Consider the following 17,294-nt stretch of genomic DNA (forward strand, 5'->3'; position numbering starts at 1 on the left):
GCTCTTCTTGTATTATAACAAATTGTGCAAGAGTTTGCTGGTCAGAAAGAACCTGCACGAAACAACATGTCCGTTACGTCTGATCCTGCTCAATCAATTCAATCCATTCGTTATATTCCGTCTGTAATTTCGTATATTCATCATGGAGCTCGCGATATTCTGTATTCAGCTGCTCAGCCTTCTCTTGTTCTATTTCCCGCTCAACCTGCATTAACCGCAGCTGATTGGCAGCAAGCTCATAACGTTCACTATATTCCCTCAGTTCATTCTCCATAATCCGTTTCTCTTCGTCCGCCTCAGCTTGCAATTGTTCCCGCTGTGTGCGCTCCTTCAAGAGCTGGTCTCGCTCCTGTGCCAGTTCTTCCAGCTTCTCTGAACTCACCGCACTTTCACGCTGCCACGCCGTCAACTCACCCTCCAGTGCAGTCCAGCGTTCTTGCCATGCCTGCTCCTGGGACGACCATTCTTCCGCACGAAGCTTCCATACCTGCTCGTTCTGCTTGGCAGCCTGAACTGCATGCTCCAATTGAGTGCGGAGCTCTTCTTCACGGGTCGTCAGCTGCTCGATACGTGAAGACACTTCGACCTGAGTAGCTGACAGATCCTCATGTTTAATCTGCCATTCCAGAGCTTCCTCTTCGATCTGAGCCAGTTGATTCGCCTGCTCTGTATAACGTTTGGCAAGCTGCTCAGCAGACTGCCTTGCTTCGTGAAGGGCATCCTCCAGCCCATGTTTCTCTGCTTCAAGCTCCCTCATAAGAGAGTCGACGTTCTCTTCACGCTGCAGCGCATCACTGTAATCATTCCGAATCTGCTTATACTGCTCTTGCAGACGGACTAATTCCTCTTGGGCGCTTTGCAATTCATCATGAGCTCCAGTTAATTCATGATGGGCCACATTCAATTGATCACGAGTTCCATTTAATTCGTCACGCGTATCCTTTAATTCAAGACGAGCTTCATTCAGTTCATTACGAGTGCCGTCCAGTTCCGCAGTCAATTGCTTGCGCCGGGCTTCCAGCTCCTCGGTTTCCCTCTCATATCGAACGGCCTCTTCATTGTAGAGACGCGCTTCTTCTTTGACAACCGTCAGCTCATCGTGCAAAGACTGTACCCCGGATTCAAGCGTTTCATTCTGCTCTGCAGCTTCAAGAATCTGATTCTCCAGGTCACCAATCTCAGCCAGGCGTTGTTCGGCAAGTGTCTTCCATGACTGTTCACTCTCGGTGAGTCCACTAATTTCATGTTGCAATGTACGTACAGCTGCATGTGCCTGTTCGAGCACCTTCTGCAATCTGCGCTGCTCTTGCTCCGACTTCGCTTCCGATTCAAGCAGATGCTGCGCATCCTGCTCAAGCTGGGCATGCTGCTCCTGAAGTTTGCGCAATTGAGCTGCAAGTGCGGTCTCACGCTCCACCACTTCGTTATACTGCTCCTGCCATTGTTGCTGGGACTCCTGTGCCTGCTTCAATGATTGCTCTGTTTCGCGGAGCTTGGTTTGCAGCTCGCTGCTGTCCCCTTTAATCTGCTCGAGCTGTTGTTGCAGCTCCACAATGCGGCGTGCCTGGATTTCCTGCTCCTGCTTGAGAGCCTTACGCTCCTCATGCAACGACTTCACTTGTGTACGCTCCGTCTGTAACAGCTGCTCCTGCTCAGAAACCACTTCCTGCGCATGCTGCAGTTGCTGCTGTACTGCTGTAACCTGTTCATTCAATTCTTGTATACGAGCTTCCGCCTGCTCACGTTCTTCCTCAAGCTGACGCACGAGCTTGACCCGTTCCTGTTTAAGACGTTCCTCCGCTGCTGCTGCTGTCTCTGCAACACGTACAAGCGCTGCTTCCTGCTCTCCTTTCAATTGGTCCTCGAGGAACGCTTCTTTCTCCATCCATTCCAGTTCAGCTTGCTCGGAAAGAGCTTTGTATTTGGCCTCCAGCTGCTCCATCTCCGTTAGCCGCTTCTGTTCCGCTTCCGCCTGTAAAGCTTCTCTTTCCTGCTTGGCCTGCGCTGTCAGCAGATCTGACTGCTTACGGGCATCATGCTGGGCTTGCTCCAGACGCTGCTTCAGCTGCTCCTGCAACTCGGCATATTGAACAGCGGCCTCCTCCTGTACCTGCTTCAGTCTGATCTCGGCCTGCTCCAGTTCGGACAAGATCGCTGATTCAGCTTCCTCCTTAACCGCCTGCACCTGCTGTGCCGCCTGCGCCTCCACTTTTTGACGTTCAGCCGCCGCCAGGCGCTCCGCTTCCTTCAATTGAGCTACGGTTCTGTCCTGCAGCTCTTTGTATTGAGCAGCAGCCTTGGCTTGCACCTGCTGCAGCTCCGCTGTCGCACGGTTCTGGGCTTCTTTAAGCTGCGCGGCAGACTGCCCCTGCATTTGCTTCAGCTGATTTGCTGCCTTTTCCTCTGCTTCCTTAACACGTGCCGCACCTTTGGCCTCTGCCTCTTTAAGCTGTGCCGCACCCTGAGTCTGCAGCTTCTGAATCTGTTCCTTCATCTGACTGCGCTCTTGCTCCAATAACGCATTCAGCCTAGAGATTTCAGCCTGCTTCTCTGAAGCCAGCTTCTGCAAAGCCTTCTCCGCTTCATTTTTCTGCTGCCGAACCTCATTAAGAGACTGGTCGCGTAGCTGCAATTCCTTCTGATGCTCACTCTGAATGGCGTTTAACCGATTGATTTCATTACGAAGCTCTGTACGTTCTCCCGTAAGCATCTTGAGCTCATCGCGGATTTCCTGCGTCTGAAGAGACTGCTCAGCCATATGTACAGCCGCAAGTACCGCAATCCGCGGCATATCTAAGCGGGAATGACTTTTCGAAATAGCGCTCATACGCTCATCTACCAGGTTTGCTACTTGTTTCATATAGTCGGCACTGCTGCCAACCAGTTTATAGGAAGTCCCGTAAATCTCTACGGTGACGCGTGTACGATCAGGTGTAGTCACAGTTGTGCCCTCCTTCAAGTCTGTATGTTGATTCTAAGCTGTCATGACAAAAAAGTCACATCGATCCTCTAATGCTAAGGATTCGATGTGACTTCAAGCAATTCCTGCTAATTTCTATTCAAAAAATTGACTTCAGTTCTATTTGCGCAGTTCTGCGTTGAATTGCTCTTCCAAACGTGTTACAACACGGGCATGAACTTCCGTAATCTCTTCATCCGTCAGCGTACGCTCACGGTTTCGGTATACGAGAGCCATCGCCACACTTTTCTTGTCTTCGCCAAGCTTGCTGCCTGTGAACACATCGAATACCTTCACTGTCTCCAGCAGTTCACCTGCGGATTCACGAATCTCGCGCAGCATGTCCCCAGCTTCAATCTCCTTGCCTACCACTACCGCGATATCACGTTCTACAGCCGGGAAGCGCGGCAGCTCGCGATAACGAATATCCGCATCAGCTTCTTTGTATATCGCCTCAAGGGCAATTTCAGCCACATAAACATCGTTCAGGTCATACTGCTGCTGCAGCTCTGGATGCAATTGACCAATTGTGCCGATCAACATGCTCTCACTGCCATCTTTGCTATCCAGAAGCACCGAGGCAGAACGCCCCGGATGGAAACCTTCCGGGCTATTCGCCACCAGACGAATTCGCTGCTCGAGTCCCAGATAAGCAAACAGGTGTTCAAGTGCGCCCTTCAAGTCGAAGAAATCTACCTTCTCCGCCCCGACATTCCATTGCTGCGCTGCACGATTGCCTGTAAGCAGCATAGCGAGCACCGGAATTTCATGTGGCTGCTTAGTCAGCTTCTCTTCTTCTGTGAAGAAAACACTGCCCACTTCAAACAACGCAAGCGAATCCTGTTTCCGGTTCATATTGTATACAGCAGCATCCAGCATCTGCGGCAAAATGCTCGTACGCAGCACGCTGCGATCCTCACTCATTGGCATTGCCAGCTTAACAGCCTTGCTTCCTTGCGTCAGTGCAGGGAATAATACCGCTTTGTCCGGGTGAACAAACGAATAACTGATCATTTCCTGCCAGCCACTGCCGGACATTACACTGCGGATCGTACGACGAATCGCTTGAGGACGTGTGTACGCTCCCGGTGTCGTCGGTCCTTCGATCCATGTCGTTGGAATGTTGTCATATCCGTATAAACGGGCAACCTCTTCAAACAAATCCACATCCAGTGTAATATCTCCTCTGCGCGTCGGCACCTCAACGTCCAGAACATCTTGTTCCGCATCACCACATGCAAAATGCAGACGGGCAAAGATCGTTTTCACCTCAAGCAAAGACAGGTCTGTACCCAGATAACGGTTGAGCCTGCTCAGCGACATTTGAATGACACGTTTCTCGGAAGCCTCCGCTCCAGCCTGCACAATCCCCTGATGCACAATCCCTGACGCATAGCGCTGAATAAGTTCAGCCGCACGATCGAGAGCCGTAATGACCGCACCGGGGTCCACTTCCTTTTCAAAACGCAAGCTTGCTTCGGAACGCAGCCCCAGTTGGCGCGACGTTTTCCGCACAGTTCCGCCGTCAAACTTGGCGGACTCCAGAAGCAGATTTACGGTGCCCTCCGATACCTCGGAGTTTTCACCGCCCATCACCCCTGCGATTGCGACAGGTTTTACGCCATCGGTAATAAGCAGCATATGCGGCTCCAGCTTGCGCTCCTGACCATCCAGCGTCACAATCGTTTCGCCCTCATGCGCCATACGTACCTCAATACGTCCATTCTCCAGCTTATCTGCGTCAAACGCATGCAAAGGCTGACCATATTCCAGCATCACGTAATTCGTAATGTCCACGATATTGTTGATTGGACGTACGCCCGCTGCAACGAGACGATTTTGCATCCAGAGCGGGGAAGCTCCCAGCTTGATGCCAGTCACATAACGAGCCGTATAGTGGCTGCATTGCTCCTGCGCTTTGATCTCTACCGAGATGTGCTTAGCCGCTTCATCTCCAGCCTCAACCAGATGCTCCTTCGGATTCGGCAGCTTCACTTCGCGGCCCAGAATCGCACCCACTTCGTATGCTGCTCCTCGCATGCTCAAGGCGTCGGAACGGTTTGGCGTCAAATCCAGCTCCAGCACATGATCGTCGAGTCCGAGCACCTGACTGATCGGCGTACCAATCTCGGTCTGCTCCGGCAGCACAAGAATACCTTCCTGCTGCTCTTTAGGTAGCAATTTGTCGTTCATGCCAAGCTCTTTGGCAGAGCAGATCATACCAAGCGATACCACGCCACGCAGCTTCGCCTTTTTGATATCCAGCCCGCCAGGAAGCTTCGCACCTACAAGGGCTACCGCTACCTTTTGACCCGCATCCACATTTTTAGCGCCGCATACGATCTGCAGATCTTCCTCTTGTCCTGCATCAATCACACATACATTCAGTTTATCCGCATCCGGGTGCTTCTCCTTGCTCTTCACGTAACCCACAACGACCTTGTTTACGCCCTGATTGCGGTTCTCCACAACATCAATTTCAATCCCTGCACGGGTAATTTTCTCTGCCAGCTCCTGTGGTGTCACACCTTCAAGCGCAATATAATCAGACAGCCAATCTGTCGATACTCTCATGCATGTTCACTTCCTTAATCTATATATTAGTTTGACGTTTATTCCAATTACAGGCGTCCGAATTGTTTCAGGAACGTCTGATCACTGTTATAGAAATGGCGAATGTCGTCAATGCCGTATTTGAGCATCGCAATCCGCTCTACCCCCATACCAAAGGCAAATCCGCTATATTTCTCCGGGTCATATCCGCCCATCTCAAGCACTTTCGGGTGAACCATGCCGCCGCCCAAAATTTCCAGCCAGCCTGTTTGCTTGCAGACCCGGCAACCGCTCCCGCCGCATTGTACACAGGTTACATCGACTTCCGCACTTGGCTCCGTGAACGGGAAGAAGCTTGGACGGAGACGAATTTCCGTGTGAGCCCCGAACATTTCACGCACAAACTGCAGCAGCGTTCCTTTCAGATCGCTCATACGAATGTTTTCGCTGATCACCAGTCCTTCAACCTGATGGAACTGGAAGGAGTGCGTCGCATCGTCATCATCACGACGGTATACTTTACCTGGGCAGATGACCTTGACAGGCACTTCGCCTTGCATGCTCTGCATCGTACGGACCTGCACCGGTGAGGTGTGTGTACGCATGAGCAGATCCTCTGTCACATAGAAGGAATCCTGCATATCACGAGCCGGGTGATTCTTCGGCAGGTTCAACGCTTCGAAGTTGTAATAGTCCATCTCCACCTCAGGGCCTTCCGCTACACGATATCCCATGCCGATGAAAATATCTTCGATCTCCTGCACCACTTTTGTCAGCGGATGCAGACCGCCTTGACCTCCACGACGTCCTGGCAAGGTCACGTCAACCTTCTCGGATTGCAGACGCTTCGCGGTTTCCTCCTTCTGGAACTGCTCCTGTTTAGTGTTGATAACCTCTTCAATGGCTCCGCGTACATCGTTACCCACTTGTCCGATTACTGGACGCTCCTCGGCGCTAAGCGCACCCATGCCGCGCAAAATTTCAGTCAATGCACCTTTTTTTCCCAAATACTTTACACGCAGATCAGCAAGCGTCTGCGGATCGGTTACACCGGACAACTGCTCCAGCGCTTCGACCTTCAATGCCTCTAAACGTTCTTTCATGTGTAATTGCCCCCTTTAAATGCTGTTATTGCAACAAAAAAAGGCCTTTTCTCCCCGAAAGGGACGAAAAGACCGTGGTACCACCCTTGTTAGACTCCCGTCGTCACATCGGATTCATGATCCGCTGCAACACGTTCTGTCTCACTCTATACGGAATAACGACCGTTAACCGTTTACCCCTACTGTCGCTGCTGTGTATGCACACATCAACAGGTTCAGGGAACCGCTCCGGAGTGAATTTCAGCAGCCTTGTTCTACAGAAACGCTCTCAATCTACGGCGCTTCCTCCCTGTCCAGAGGCACTGCTTACTTGTCTCCATCAATACGTTTGATCAAGTTAAACTTATGCTGCTACATCATACCAATGATCTCATGATCGTACATTATTATATGCAAAACAAGGCGAAATAGCAAGCTTGCCCAGATGCTAATTTGCAGAATCCCCCTGATTCCTCAGTTCCTTCAACCGTTGCTGAATCATACGAATCTCGGTAGCCTCCGTCTTCCGTCTCTCCTCATCCTCGGCACCTGTCAACCTGTCTGCTCCCGCAGCACTGACCGGAGAAAGCAATGCCGACAGCCTCATCTCCAGACGCAGGCGCTCATCATCTGAATCCCGTGTATCCAGCGCAGAATCCCGCAACCTCACCGTTTGTTCCCAATCAGCCACACCACCCTCAAAGAGCGATGCCGTTCCGTCCGGCTTCAAGTCACACAGGCGGTTCGCCAGCGTTCGCACCAGCATGCGGTCGTGAGACACAACAACTAACGCACCAGAAGCTTTTTGCAACACATGTTCCATCACTTCCTGAGTGTCAATATCCAGATAATTTGTCGGTTCATCAAGCACAAGCAGATTGGCACCGCCAAAGTACAAACGCAGAAACGCAACCCTGCACTTCTCCCCCATACTTAAATCTCCAATATGCTTAAACACATCTTCTCTTGAAAATAAAAAGCATCCCAGAATCGTGCGCGCAGCGCTTTGTGTCATCGAAGGAAGCACAAGCAGACTATCCAGCAGTGTCAGATGCTCAGGCAACCCCTCCAGCTCTTGTGAAAAGTAACCGATCCGGAGCTGTGGATGCCGACTGACCAAGCCCTGTACAGGCTGCAGCTCTCCAATCATTAACTTCAGCAGCGTGCTTTTCCCCGTCCCATTCGCTCCACGGACCGCAAGCCGATCACCACGTTCAACTGCCAGCCGCATATCCCGAAGCAAAGGCTGTTCCGGCATATAGGAGAAGCTTACTCCCTCCAGCGCCAAAAGCTGACGCGCACCAAGCGAGCTCATCTGCAGCTCCATGTTCAGTCTGGCAGCATCACGCGGCTTATCCACCCGCTCATTCTCCAGCCGCTCCAGTTGCTTCTGTTTGGCGTGGTAACGTGAAATATTTTTATTGGCTCTGGCCTTGTAGAAGCTTTGGGTGATCTTCACCTCTTGGCCTCCTGCCGAGTTATGGGCTTTATGAAACCACTGTTGATAATTACGAATGGTTTCCTCCAGCGCTTTGCGCTCCAGCTGTTGCTTGCGATAGAGCGCCTCCTGCTCCCTGAGCTCCCGCTCCTTATGGGCTTTATAATCGGAATAACCGCCCTTATATTTGGTCAGCTGGTCTGCGCTGAATTCGATGACACCTGTGGCAACCTGATCTATAAACGTACGGTCATGGGATACAAACAGTACCGTGCCTTCATAGGCAGATAGCCAGCTCTCTAGCCAGCGCATGCTCTCTTCATCCAGATGATTCGTTGGCTCATCCAGAATCAGGAACCGGGGCGTACTCACCAGTAGCCCGGCCAGCCGTGCCTTCGTTTTCTGACCGCCGCTAAGGGAGTGATACGGCCTGCCCCAATGTTCTTCCGTCAGACCAAGCCGGGTCAGCACCTTCTCCACCTCGGTTTCCCACATGTACCCGTTCAACTGCTCATATTCCTCCAAAGAACGAGCATATTGGTCAAGCAACGAGGTGTCCTCGCCTACATCTGGGTTGCTTAATTGGTGCTCCATGTCCTCCAGTGCCCGCTTGATCTCGTCAATCCGACCACTCTCCCGACGTACCGCATCCAGCACCTGAATATCATCTGTTATGTCTGTGCGCTGGCGCATAAAGCCCCATTCATGCAGCGGAAGATGCCGGTCAATCCGTCCGCCACCTTGCTCCTCACCTAATATGATGCGTAACAAGGTGGTTTTGCCGCATCCGTTGCGACCCAGTATAGCAAGGCGTTCGCCCTCGTTAATATCAAGGCTTAATCCTGCAAACAATTCCTGTCCGTTCCATTCTTTTGATACTTCATGCAAGCGTACCAATGTCATCATGAGTCCTCATCCTTTCCTTAACAAAAAAACCGCTGGCATCAGCCGGCGGTTTAGCAACTGTTATGGAAACAAGCATTCAAATACAGACATAGGTCTACATGGCATGAACAAAGAAACCCAAATTTCGAGTACAGCAAAGCTCTAAGCCCGCTCTTCCCCTTGGTCCCATACCATTCCCATAGCTGAATCTGGACACACGAATCCCCTCATTGCTCAGCCGCTCGGCTGACTGCGTCATACGTTAATGTGCAGTTAACTAGGGTTCAATTCATGTGTCTTACTTCATGGGACGTATGGTTACCTCTCATTCATGTGTAGTATCAATACCTTGCTATTGTACCAGATCATTGAAAAAAATCCAATCTCAATAAAGAAACCTTTGCATCTCTTCTGAAATAAAAATAAAAACCCTTGAATTTCAAGGGTTTACGGTAATGCCTATAAAGCGGGTGATGGGAATCGAACCCACGCTATTAGCTTGGAAGGCTAAAGTTCTACCATTGAACTACACCCGCAAAATGAACGATCGGGACGACACGATTTGAACATGCGACCCCCTGGTCCCAAACCAGGTGCTCTACCAAGCTGAGCTACGTCCCGTTAAATTCCTGTGGAACTTAACAGTAATTTTACAAAACTAAATATAACATGATCTATAAGAACACGCAAGGTGATTATACGATTTTTACCATAAAAAAGGGTTCTAAAAGGCAGGAACGCTCTCGCGGCCCTGCAACTCCTTACCCCGCGGTTGTATCTATATCCCTAAGAAACTTTTTCTCGAAAACAGCAGCTTCAATCGGTTTACTGAAGAAATATCCCTGTGCCTCATGGCAGTGCTGGTTGCGCAAAAACAGCATCTGATCCTCATTCTCTACACCTTCGGCTGTCACCTTCAATTGCAAATGGTGAGCCATCGAAGTGATGGTCGATACGATCGCGGCGTTATTGCTATCTTCCATAATTTCATTGACAAAAGAACGGTCAATTTTGAGCCTGTCAATCGGCAAATCTTTGAGATAATGCAATGAACTATATCCTGTACCAAAGTCGTCAATACTGATATGTACACCAATCTCCTTAATTTTACGAAGCTGTTCAAAAGCCCGATCCTTGTCAAACGTCATACTCTCTGTAATTTCCAATTCAAGCCATGCTGGCTCCAAGCCTGTCTCTTTAAGGATGTTATTGATGCTATCAAGCAGATGAGAATGTCTGAACTGTCTCATCGAAAGGTTGACAGATACGCATAGCTTACGATATCCCGCCTCTTGCCACCTCTTGTTCTGAGCACACGCCTCACGCAGCACCCATTCTCCCAGCGGAACGATCAGACCACTCTCCTCCGCCAACGGAATAAACTCTGCTGGAGATACGGAGCCGCGCTGTGGATGCTGCCATCTTACCAGCGCCTCCATACCTACAACCAATCCGCTTTGCAGATTTACCTGTGGCTGGTATACCAAATAAAATTGACCACGAGCCAATGCTTTGCGCAGATCATTCTCCAATTGCAGACGCTCCTGTGCCTTCATTTGCATCGCATGTGCGTAACGGTTCAGCTCTATCCCCTGTTCCTTCGCACTGTGCAGTGCCGTATCTGCATTCTGTATCATCTCTTCAGGAGATTTCCCGTCGTAAGGAAATATAGCCATACCGATCCCCAATGTAAGATGATACTCATTCCCATCAACCATGACGGGCTTCTCAAACAGCTGCAGAATGGATCGTGTGCGGCACACTGCTGTATCCGTACCGTAGAAGTCTGTCATCGTCACCGCAAATTCATCTCGGCCCAATCCAAATACCTCTTCTCCCGGGAGGGCAGAGTGACTCAAACGCTGTCCAACCTGGTGTAACACCCGATTAGCTGCCTGTTGGCCGAGTGAATCGTTGATTGTTTTGAACCGATTAATATTGAGCACCAGCACACCAACAAGCTTTTCCTCCACAACAGCCTCATTCATCATCACTTTCAGCTTCTGAGTGAGACGACGCCGATTCGGAAGACTGGTAACATCATCATGATGCGCAATATAATTCATTTTTGCCTCGGCAACCTGCTGCTGCAAAAAAGGTGTGTCCACAACAGAGGAGTAAAGACCCTTCTGAATAAAAAAGTACCCCAAACAATTGCTTAACATACCAAAGAGCAGATTAAGATCCACCACTGTATCCGAGAGCACAAGAAAGCCTTGACCTAGCATGAAACAAAGTACGCCACAGAGTATAGGTGGAAGATTAAAGTCCCCAGACTTTCTCCACTCTACATACAGAATGAGAGCACTGAAAACATACATCAGGCCTGCCACCCCGTGCATAATAGTAAATAATTCACCAAGCTTCTGCCCCTCAAGCATTTTAGGCATCAAGCTCCATTCCTGGATAGCAAGTATGTACAAAATCAGAAAACTGCCCAGTGTCGCACTAAACAGCAAAAATTTGCGCGGTAATGCAACTTGCTTCTCCTTTACCGTATATATGAATAACAGACCCGCGGAACAAATCAGTGATCCCATCGTAGTCATTATTAAGGAAAAGTTGGATTCCATCATCGCCTGTTGAGAAATTTCTTCAGCGAAAGAAACGATGTGTACCAGCTCGAATAGACCTACCACTAAAAAAAGTGTTGTCATTAGCACTCTGCGCAGCGTCAATTTTTGGGCCTGGAACAGCCAGCTTTGATTGTAGATGCCTAAACAAGCGGCAGCGGCAGAGAATCCACCCAACAATGTTAACACCGGGTAACCCGAAATGATCAGATCAGAGCTTGAAGAAGAACGAAACCATTGACTTACTAGGAAAAACAATAAGCCGCCTGCGGCGACCCAACCTATTTGACTCTGATGTTGCATTTTAAACTTCATGCCATGTTTTCCTTCCCGGGATCACTATCCTGAAATACGTGTAAGAATGAACGATATTTGGCTATTTCACCAAGTATATTACACATTTCGACAAAAAAATATATTGACCATTGTTTAATTCTATATTCTGCATGTTCTATCTGGTACATAATAACATTTAAATCCGCATTCGTGAACTAAAAAATAGTTATATGTAGGAATATCTATTCATAAAAATGACTAAAAACAAGGAACAAAGAACTAAAAAAACATGGTTCTCGAATGAGAAACCATGTTTTTAAAATTTTCAACCTTATTTCAGACTATTTTTCATTTATCAAAATTCACTTCAGGTGTTGTCAACTTATCATAGAAGTCAACCACCTTGTCTTTGTTTTCTGATGCACGAAGTGCCATAGCCGAACGAGGATGCTCGTCCAGTGTACCAGTAATCATATAAGGCAGGATGTATCCCCACTCTTCTTTTTCTCTTAACGGAACCATAAGCTGTTCCAACACATCAAGTACCGGACGCAAATTATATCTAGTTCCTTTCAGATGAGCCACCAGCAGTTCAGTCGGACAGTTCCCCGCTGCACGTCCCATGCCGTATACAGAGGCATCCAGCAATTCAACGCCAAGCTCCGCTGCTACAAGCGTATTAGAGAAGGCAAGCTGCATATTGTTGTGCGTGTGAACACCCAGACGTTTGTTAGGAAGATGTGTTTTAAATTTCTCCACCAGATATTTCACATCGTTATGATCCAGACTGCCATATGAATCCACGATGTAAACCACATCAACCGAGCTGTCTTTAATCATTTCGAACGCTTCCAGCAGCTCGTTCTCCATCACATTGGAGAGTGCCATAATATTCAGTGTCGTTTCGTAACCACGATCATGGAACGTTTGCACCAATGCAAGCGCCTTGTCCACATCTTTGCTGTAACAAGCCACACGAATGAGATCCAGCATGCTTTCACTGCGTGGCAAAATATCATTCTCATCTACACGGCCCACATCCACGAGTGCAGACAATTTGGTATTTCCTTTTTGCGGAATCACTTTACGCAGAAAATCATCGTTCAGAAAACGCCATGGTCCGGCTTCTTCAGCACCTTTGAGCAATTTAGGAGAATTCTTGTAGCCGATTTCCATATAATCAACGCCAGCTTCGTTCAGGCCCGCATACAGCTTTTGAACAAAGTCTACGCTAAAATCCCAATTATTCACCAATCCACCATCACGGATGGTACAGTCTACAATCTTGCAATGATTTGTCTTCATCAATGTCTGCTCCTTTTCTGACCAACTTGTGTATTCCTCTCATGATACTTGAACGTGATAAGAAAAGTAAAGGGATTCCCGGCTTATTTGCTGTAAGATTTCCAGATTCGGTCCATCTCAATCACATCCGGATGCTCTTCCCCGTTCCGACCGTAACGAACAGCGTTATATACCGCAGGAAGCCGTCCAGCCAGTTCCTCCTCGCCAGACTTGAAATGGCTTTTCATATCTGAAGTGTTGGAGCTTTTCATAATGGCCTCTGCTGCCTCCAAAGGGGTATGTGACTTTTCAATCCCGACGCCACGCTGCAGCGCCTGATTTACCCATGTGCGATAATAATAACGAATACGTTCCCCGCCCTGAACCGGAACCGATTCTTTTCTGCGGAACCACCGCTTACGAAGCTGTGTCGGCACTTCCAGCGATTCACTGATATCGACATACTCTGTTTTTGATGCTTCCCTTTTCTGAACAGGCTGAAGCATGCCCTTGAATCGTTCCTCAAGCTTACTCCAGATCACCCTTGCCAGCTTGGTGAGAAGCCAGATCATCACTGCCGCCGCTGCGCCAAAAACAACCCAACTGAGCACCTCCCAGAACATAGAAGGTTCCGAAGGTGGACCACTCCATTCATCTGGCAAGGTCAGCGTCTCGTTAGGACTCTGTGGTATATCAGGCGGTGCCTGCGTGGACGAAGTTCCCAATAAGCTTCTAATCCACCCCAACACACGATCACGCAGCGGTGCAAGCCAGGACGCCAGACTTGGAAAAGCTCCAACTCCCGCGATTACGACCAGCATCCATATCATCCGTCGATGGTTCACTCGTGTGAATTCACGCAGCACCAGCCTGCGACTCCCGTCGTTAAGCACTGCACGATCAAGCTGTGCCCTGTACTGTCCGACAATCCATAACACAAAGCTGATCACGCCGGCCGCATACATATACATCGTATACAACTGCAATGGCCACAGGAATTGAATCTGACCTGCCGCTATGGTGAGCACGATGGCACTGAAGATACCCATAATTTGCAAGCGCCACATCATTGCGGAATGATAACCATGCTCGTAATGAAAGCCTGTAAAAGATGCTGTAATGGAACAAACAGCAAGCGTTATAATAGCTGGCCACGAGAGGTGCAGCAGCATGCCCGGAATCATGGCAAACAAAGTGCCGATAACGAGCGCTGCAGCGCCACGAACGAACGAGCTGCATTCCGCAAGGCCCGTGAAGCGATGGTGAAGCCATAGAACACACCAGCCAGTTACAACAAATAAACCCAATAACATAAAAGGGAACAACCATTGAGTATAAAGTGACGTGATCGTCATAATCGGAAACAGATATACACCGATGCACATTAAAGCCAGCATAGAGAGGAGATGCAGACGCTGTCTTTCATCGTTTTCGTTCATGCCCCCACCGCCTCTGAATTGCTCTTCAACTGCTCAACAGGCAAGATGGTTACCCGATGTCCCTGTTCCTGTAGACGTATAATTTCATGCTGCATCCCTGCGGATACATAGGACGTAATTAACAAATAACTGCGAGGCTGCTGCTCTTCTTCACCCCATCTAACCTCATCTTGCAAAAACTGCTCGATGGGCACCAGACATTTCAACTCGGTTTCAGCCATAGCCTCCAGTAACATCTCCAGATGTGGTGTGCCATAGTCCGGCTCAATTCGCAACACATCACGCCCTCCGCCTGCTCTGTAACCGTTATGTGCAAATCCGGCAGGCAAGCCTCTGCCGATCGCATCGGTAGCTGCAGTTGCTGCGTAGCGAAGCGCCTGTTCAATCAGTTCGGGCCGGGTGACTACACTCCACATGTCTGCCGACTCCTGAATATTTACAACAATCCAGGACTGGGGGTCAGCGGTCCAGCCTTGCTTGTAGACCTGTAGCTCCCCGGTCCGCGCACTGGCTTTCCAATGAATACGATTCATTGGATCACCAGCTCCGTAAGGCCGCACACCCAGGATCAGAAATGGATCTTCCACAATCCAGCGCGACACCTCAACCTCGCCCTGCCATACCTGATAGATTGTCGGCATATCTTCCATGTTTACAAGTGAAGGATACACAATCATCGACATCTGCACAGGAATCGGTTTTGAAGAACGCCACACACCAAACAGGTCTCCACCGGTCATTGTAGCTGTCTCCATCCTATACACACCACGTTTGGAGCAAACAAACGGATGTGTACGTGTAATTCGATTGTAAGGTTTTAATGTAAAAATACTTTTATGATTTTGATAAATATTCCCTTGACTGATATCCATGCCTGAGCCGATGCGAAAAATAAAGGAAGCGGGCATCATCGCCTCCAGTCTGAGCCACGGAACGGAGATTCGTTTTTCATTGGATATCGTCTCAATCATCTCCAATGTATCCCCAGCATAACAACGCATTTTACTGAATTGTCTGCTGTACTTGAGCTTACGCAGCACTGGACGCCCAAGCCATACACCATGCAGCACCATAATCAGGCTTCCAACCACAACAAGCCAGAGAAGTTCCATAAGCCTAGCGCCCGCCTGTTGTCAGTGTCTCTGTCGGCACCTCGGTCTGGCTTAAAATCTGCTGTATAATCTGTTCAGCCAGTCCCTCCTGCTGCCTCACCCGATTGCGAAATACCAGACGGTGAGCCAGTACAGGCTCTGCAAGCACTTTGATATCATCCGGCATAACGTAGTCTCTGCCATGCAGTGCAGCCCAAGCCTGAGCAGCCTTCAGGAGTGCCTGTGCGCCCCTTGGACTGACACCAAGCGATAATTCAGTATGTGCCCTGGTTGCCTCGGTCAGTTGCACGATATAATGCATCAAATCCTCGTTAACAGTCACACTTGTATACATCTCCTGGGCTGTCAGAAGCTGTTCTCGCGAGATCATTGGAGACAGGTCACGTACGGAGAGATTGGCAGTTGTTCTTTTGAGAATCTCGACACTCTCTGCTACGCTCGGATAACCCATGCGAATTTTCATCATAAACCGGTCCATCTGGGCTTCAGGTAACGGAAATGTGCCTTGATTATCAATTGGATTCTGGGTGGCAATAACAATAAACGGCCGTTCGAGCCGTCTCGTCGAGCCGTCGATACTAATCTGACGTTCTTCCATACATTCGAGCAGACTAGACTGTGTTCGCGGGGTGGCACGATTAATCTCATCTGCCAGCACCAGATTAGCAAAGAGAGGACCGGGTCTGAATTCAAAATCCCCTGATTTTTGATTATAAAAATGAATGCCTGTCAAATCGGACGGCAACAGGTCGGGTGTAAACTGTATCCGCTGAAAAGTGCAGTCCAATGAGGCTGCCACTGATTTCGCAAGCATCGTTTTCCCCGTGCCTGGCACATCCTCCAGAAGGATGTGACCTGAAGCAATAATAGCTGTCAGCACCAGTTCCATCGTACGCTCTTTACCTACAATCACCTTACCTACATGTTCAATCAACTGCTGATTCATGCTCTCCATATCCTGAATATTCAATGCAATCCCATCCTTCCGCAGTGAGCCTATGTATTCGCATACATTTCTAACTATAACCCTATTCACTCTCACAAAAAACAAAGGAATCGGCAGCACACCGATCCCTTCTGACATGATCTTTATTAAAATACCAGTGGGAGCTTGATCATAAAGCTTGTGCCCTCGCCCTTTTGGCTATCCACCGAGATGGTGCCGCCATGATTTTTTATGATACGATAACTCACAGAAAGCCCTAGACCGGTTCCACTCTCTTTCGTAGTGAAGAACGGGTCAAACAGGCGAACTAGCGTATTATGATCCATACCGCGGCCATTATCTGCTATCGTAATTTGCACAAAGTTATTTTCCGTGGCTGTTTTGATGCGAATCATGCCTGTATGCTCTTCACCCACTTCTTCAATAGCATCCATTGCATTTTTCACCATGTTAAGGATGACCTGCTTGATCTGCTTTACATCGATGGATACACTAAGTGGTGTATCATCGACCTCCAGCAAAATTTCACAGCCCTTCATCAGACCTTCACTCTCCGTCAGCAGCACAACCTCCTTAAGCAAGGATTCTACGGTCATGATCTTCTTCTGCGGAGCGGAAGGTTTCGAGGAATTCAGAAACTCATAAATAATATCACGCCTGTTGAATATCCTAATTATGTAAATTTATGTTGATGAAAAACCGAACTTAAAAAATGATCCTGTTGCATCGCTATTCGCCATTCGACGG

Annotated in this window: 9 protein-coding genes, 2 tRNA genes and 1 pseudogene; all 12 read right to left on the bottom strand. The window is 48.9% G+C overall.

What is annotated here, in order from left to right:
• Positions 1-73: 73 nt before the first annotated feature.
• Positions 74-2,941, bottom strand: a complete 2,868-nt coding sequence (zapA, locus tag DFQ00_RS03045) for a cell division protein ZapA (protein WP_110893986.1) — start codon at positions 2,939-2,941, stop codon at positions 74-76.
• Between the two features lie 138 nt (positions 2,942-3,079).
• Positions 3,080-5,533, bottom strand: a complete 2,454-nt coding sequence (gene pheT, locus DFQ00_RS03050; RefSeq protein WP_110893988.1) for a phenylalanine--tRNA ligase subunit beta — start codon at positions 5,531-5,533, stop codon at positions 3,080-3,082.
• A 47-nt stretch (positions 5,534-5,580) separates the two neighbouring features.
• A complete protein-coding gene (gene pheS, locus DFQ00_RS03055) occupies positions 5,581-6,615 on the bottom strand; it encodes a phenylalanine--tRNA ligase subunit alpha (RefSeq protein ID WP_110893990.1) in 1,035 nt (344 codons plus the stop codon).
• A gap of 427 nt (positions 6,616-7,042) precedes the next feature.
• Positions 7,043-8,938 (bottom strand): ribosomal protection-like ABC-F family protein, encoded by a 1,896-nt coding sequence (gene abc-f / locus DFQ00_RS03060; RefSeq protein WP_110893992.1) that lies wholly within the window; start codon positions 8,936-8,938, stop codon positions 7,043-7,045.
• Between the two features lie 444 nt (positions 8,939-9,382).
• Positions 9,383-9,453, bottom strand: a tRNA-Gly gene (locus DFQ00_RS03065).
• 11 nt (positions 9,454-9,464) lie between these two features.
• Positions 9,465-9,538: transfer RNA gene (locus DFQ00_RS03070), tRNA-Pro, on the bottom strand.
• 140 nt (positions 9,539-9,678) lie between these two features.
• Positions 9,679-11,805 carry a bifunctional diguanylate cyclase/phosphodiesterase gene (locus DFQ00_RS03075; RefSeq protein WP_110893994.1) on the bottom strand — a complete coding sequence of 709 codons (2,127 nt, stop codon included), beginning with the start codon at positions 11,803-11,805 and terminating at the stop codon, positions 9,679-9,681.
• A gap of 309 nt (positions 11,806-12,114) precedes the next feature.
• Positions 12,115-13,071, bottom strand: coding sequence for an aldolase catalytic domain-containing protein (locus tag DFQ00_RS03080; protein WP_174812261.1), 957 nt, complete (start codon positions 13,069-13,071; stop codon positions 12,115-12,117).
• An 83-nt stretch (positions 13,072-13,154) separates the two neighbouring features.
• On the bottom strand, positions 13,155-14,489 hold the full coding sequence (locus DFQ00_RS03085) for a hypothetical protein (protein ID WP_110893997.1): 1,335 nt from the start codon (positions 14,487-14,489) through the stop codon (positions 13,155-13,157).
• Entirely contained in the window at positions 14,486-15,601 is a 1,116-nt protein-coding gene (locus tag DFQ00_RS03090; RefSeq protein ID WP_110893999.1) for a DUF58 domain-containing protein, read from the bottom strand. Before DFQ00_RS03090 ends, DFQ00_RS03085 begins: the two co-directional genes overlap by 4 nt.
• A gap of 4 nt (positions 15,602-15,605) precedes the next feature.
• Positions 15,606-16,571: an AAA family ATPase gene (locus DFQ00_RS03095; protein ID WP_110894001.1), complete on the bottom strand. Its 966-nt coding sequence runs from the start codon at positions 16,569-16,571 to the stop codon at positions 15,606-15,608.
• Between the two features lie 122 nt (positions 16,572-16,693).
• A pseudogene (locus DFQ00_RS03100) lies at positions 16,694-17,230 on the bottom strand (sensor histidine kinase); the annotation flags it as partial.
• Positions 17,231-17,294: the final 64 nt, after the last annotated feature.

The sequence above is a fragment of the Paenibacillus barcinonensis genome, from assembly GCF_003217495.1.
Classification (GTDB): Bacteria; Bacillota; Bacilli; order Paenibacillales; family Paenibacillaceae; genus Paenibacillus; species Paenibacillus barcinonensis.

What these genes read in the sequence shown, in the direction of transcription:
- pheT (WP_110893988.1), bottom strand. Translation starts at nt 5,533, where the DNA reads ATGAGAGTATCGACAGATTGGCTGTCTGATTATATTGCGCTTGAAGGT.
- pheS (WP_110893990.1), bottom strand. Translation starts at nt 6,615, where the DNA reads ATGAAAGAACGTTTAGAGGCATTGAAGGTCGAAGCGCTGGAGCAGTTG.
- abc-f (WP_110893992.1), bottom strand. Translation starts at nt 8,938, where the DNA reads ATGATGACATTGGTACGCTTGCATGAAGTATCAAAAGAATGGAACGGA.
- DFQ00_RS03075 (WP_110893994.1), bottom strand. Translation starts at nt 11,805, where the DNA reads ATGAAGTTTAAAATGCAACATCAGAGTCAAATAGGTTGGGTCGCCGCA.
- DFQ00_RS03080 (WP_174812261.1), bottom strand. Translation starts at nt 13,071, where the DNA reads ATGAAGACAAATCATTGCAAGATTGTAGACTGTACCATCCGTGATGGT.
- DFQ00_RS03085 (WP_110893997.1), bottom strand. Translation starts at nt 14,489, where the DNA reads ATGAACGAAAACGATGAAAGACAGCGTCTGCATCTCCTCTCTATGCTG.
- DFQ00_RS03090 (WP_110893999.1), bottom strand. Translation starts at nt 15,601, where the DNA reads ATGGAACTTCTCTGGCTTGTTGTGGTTGGAAGCCTGATTATGGTGCTG.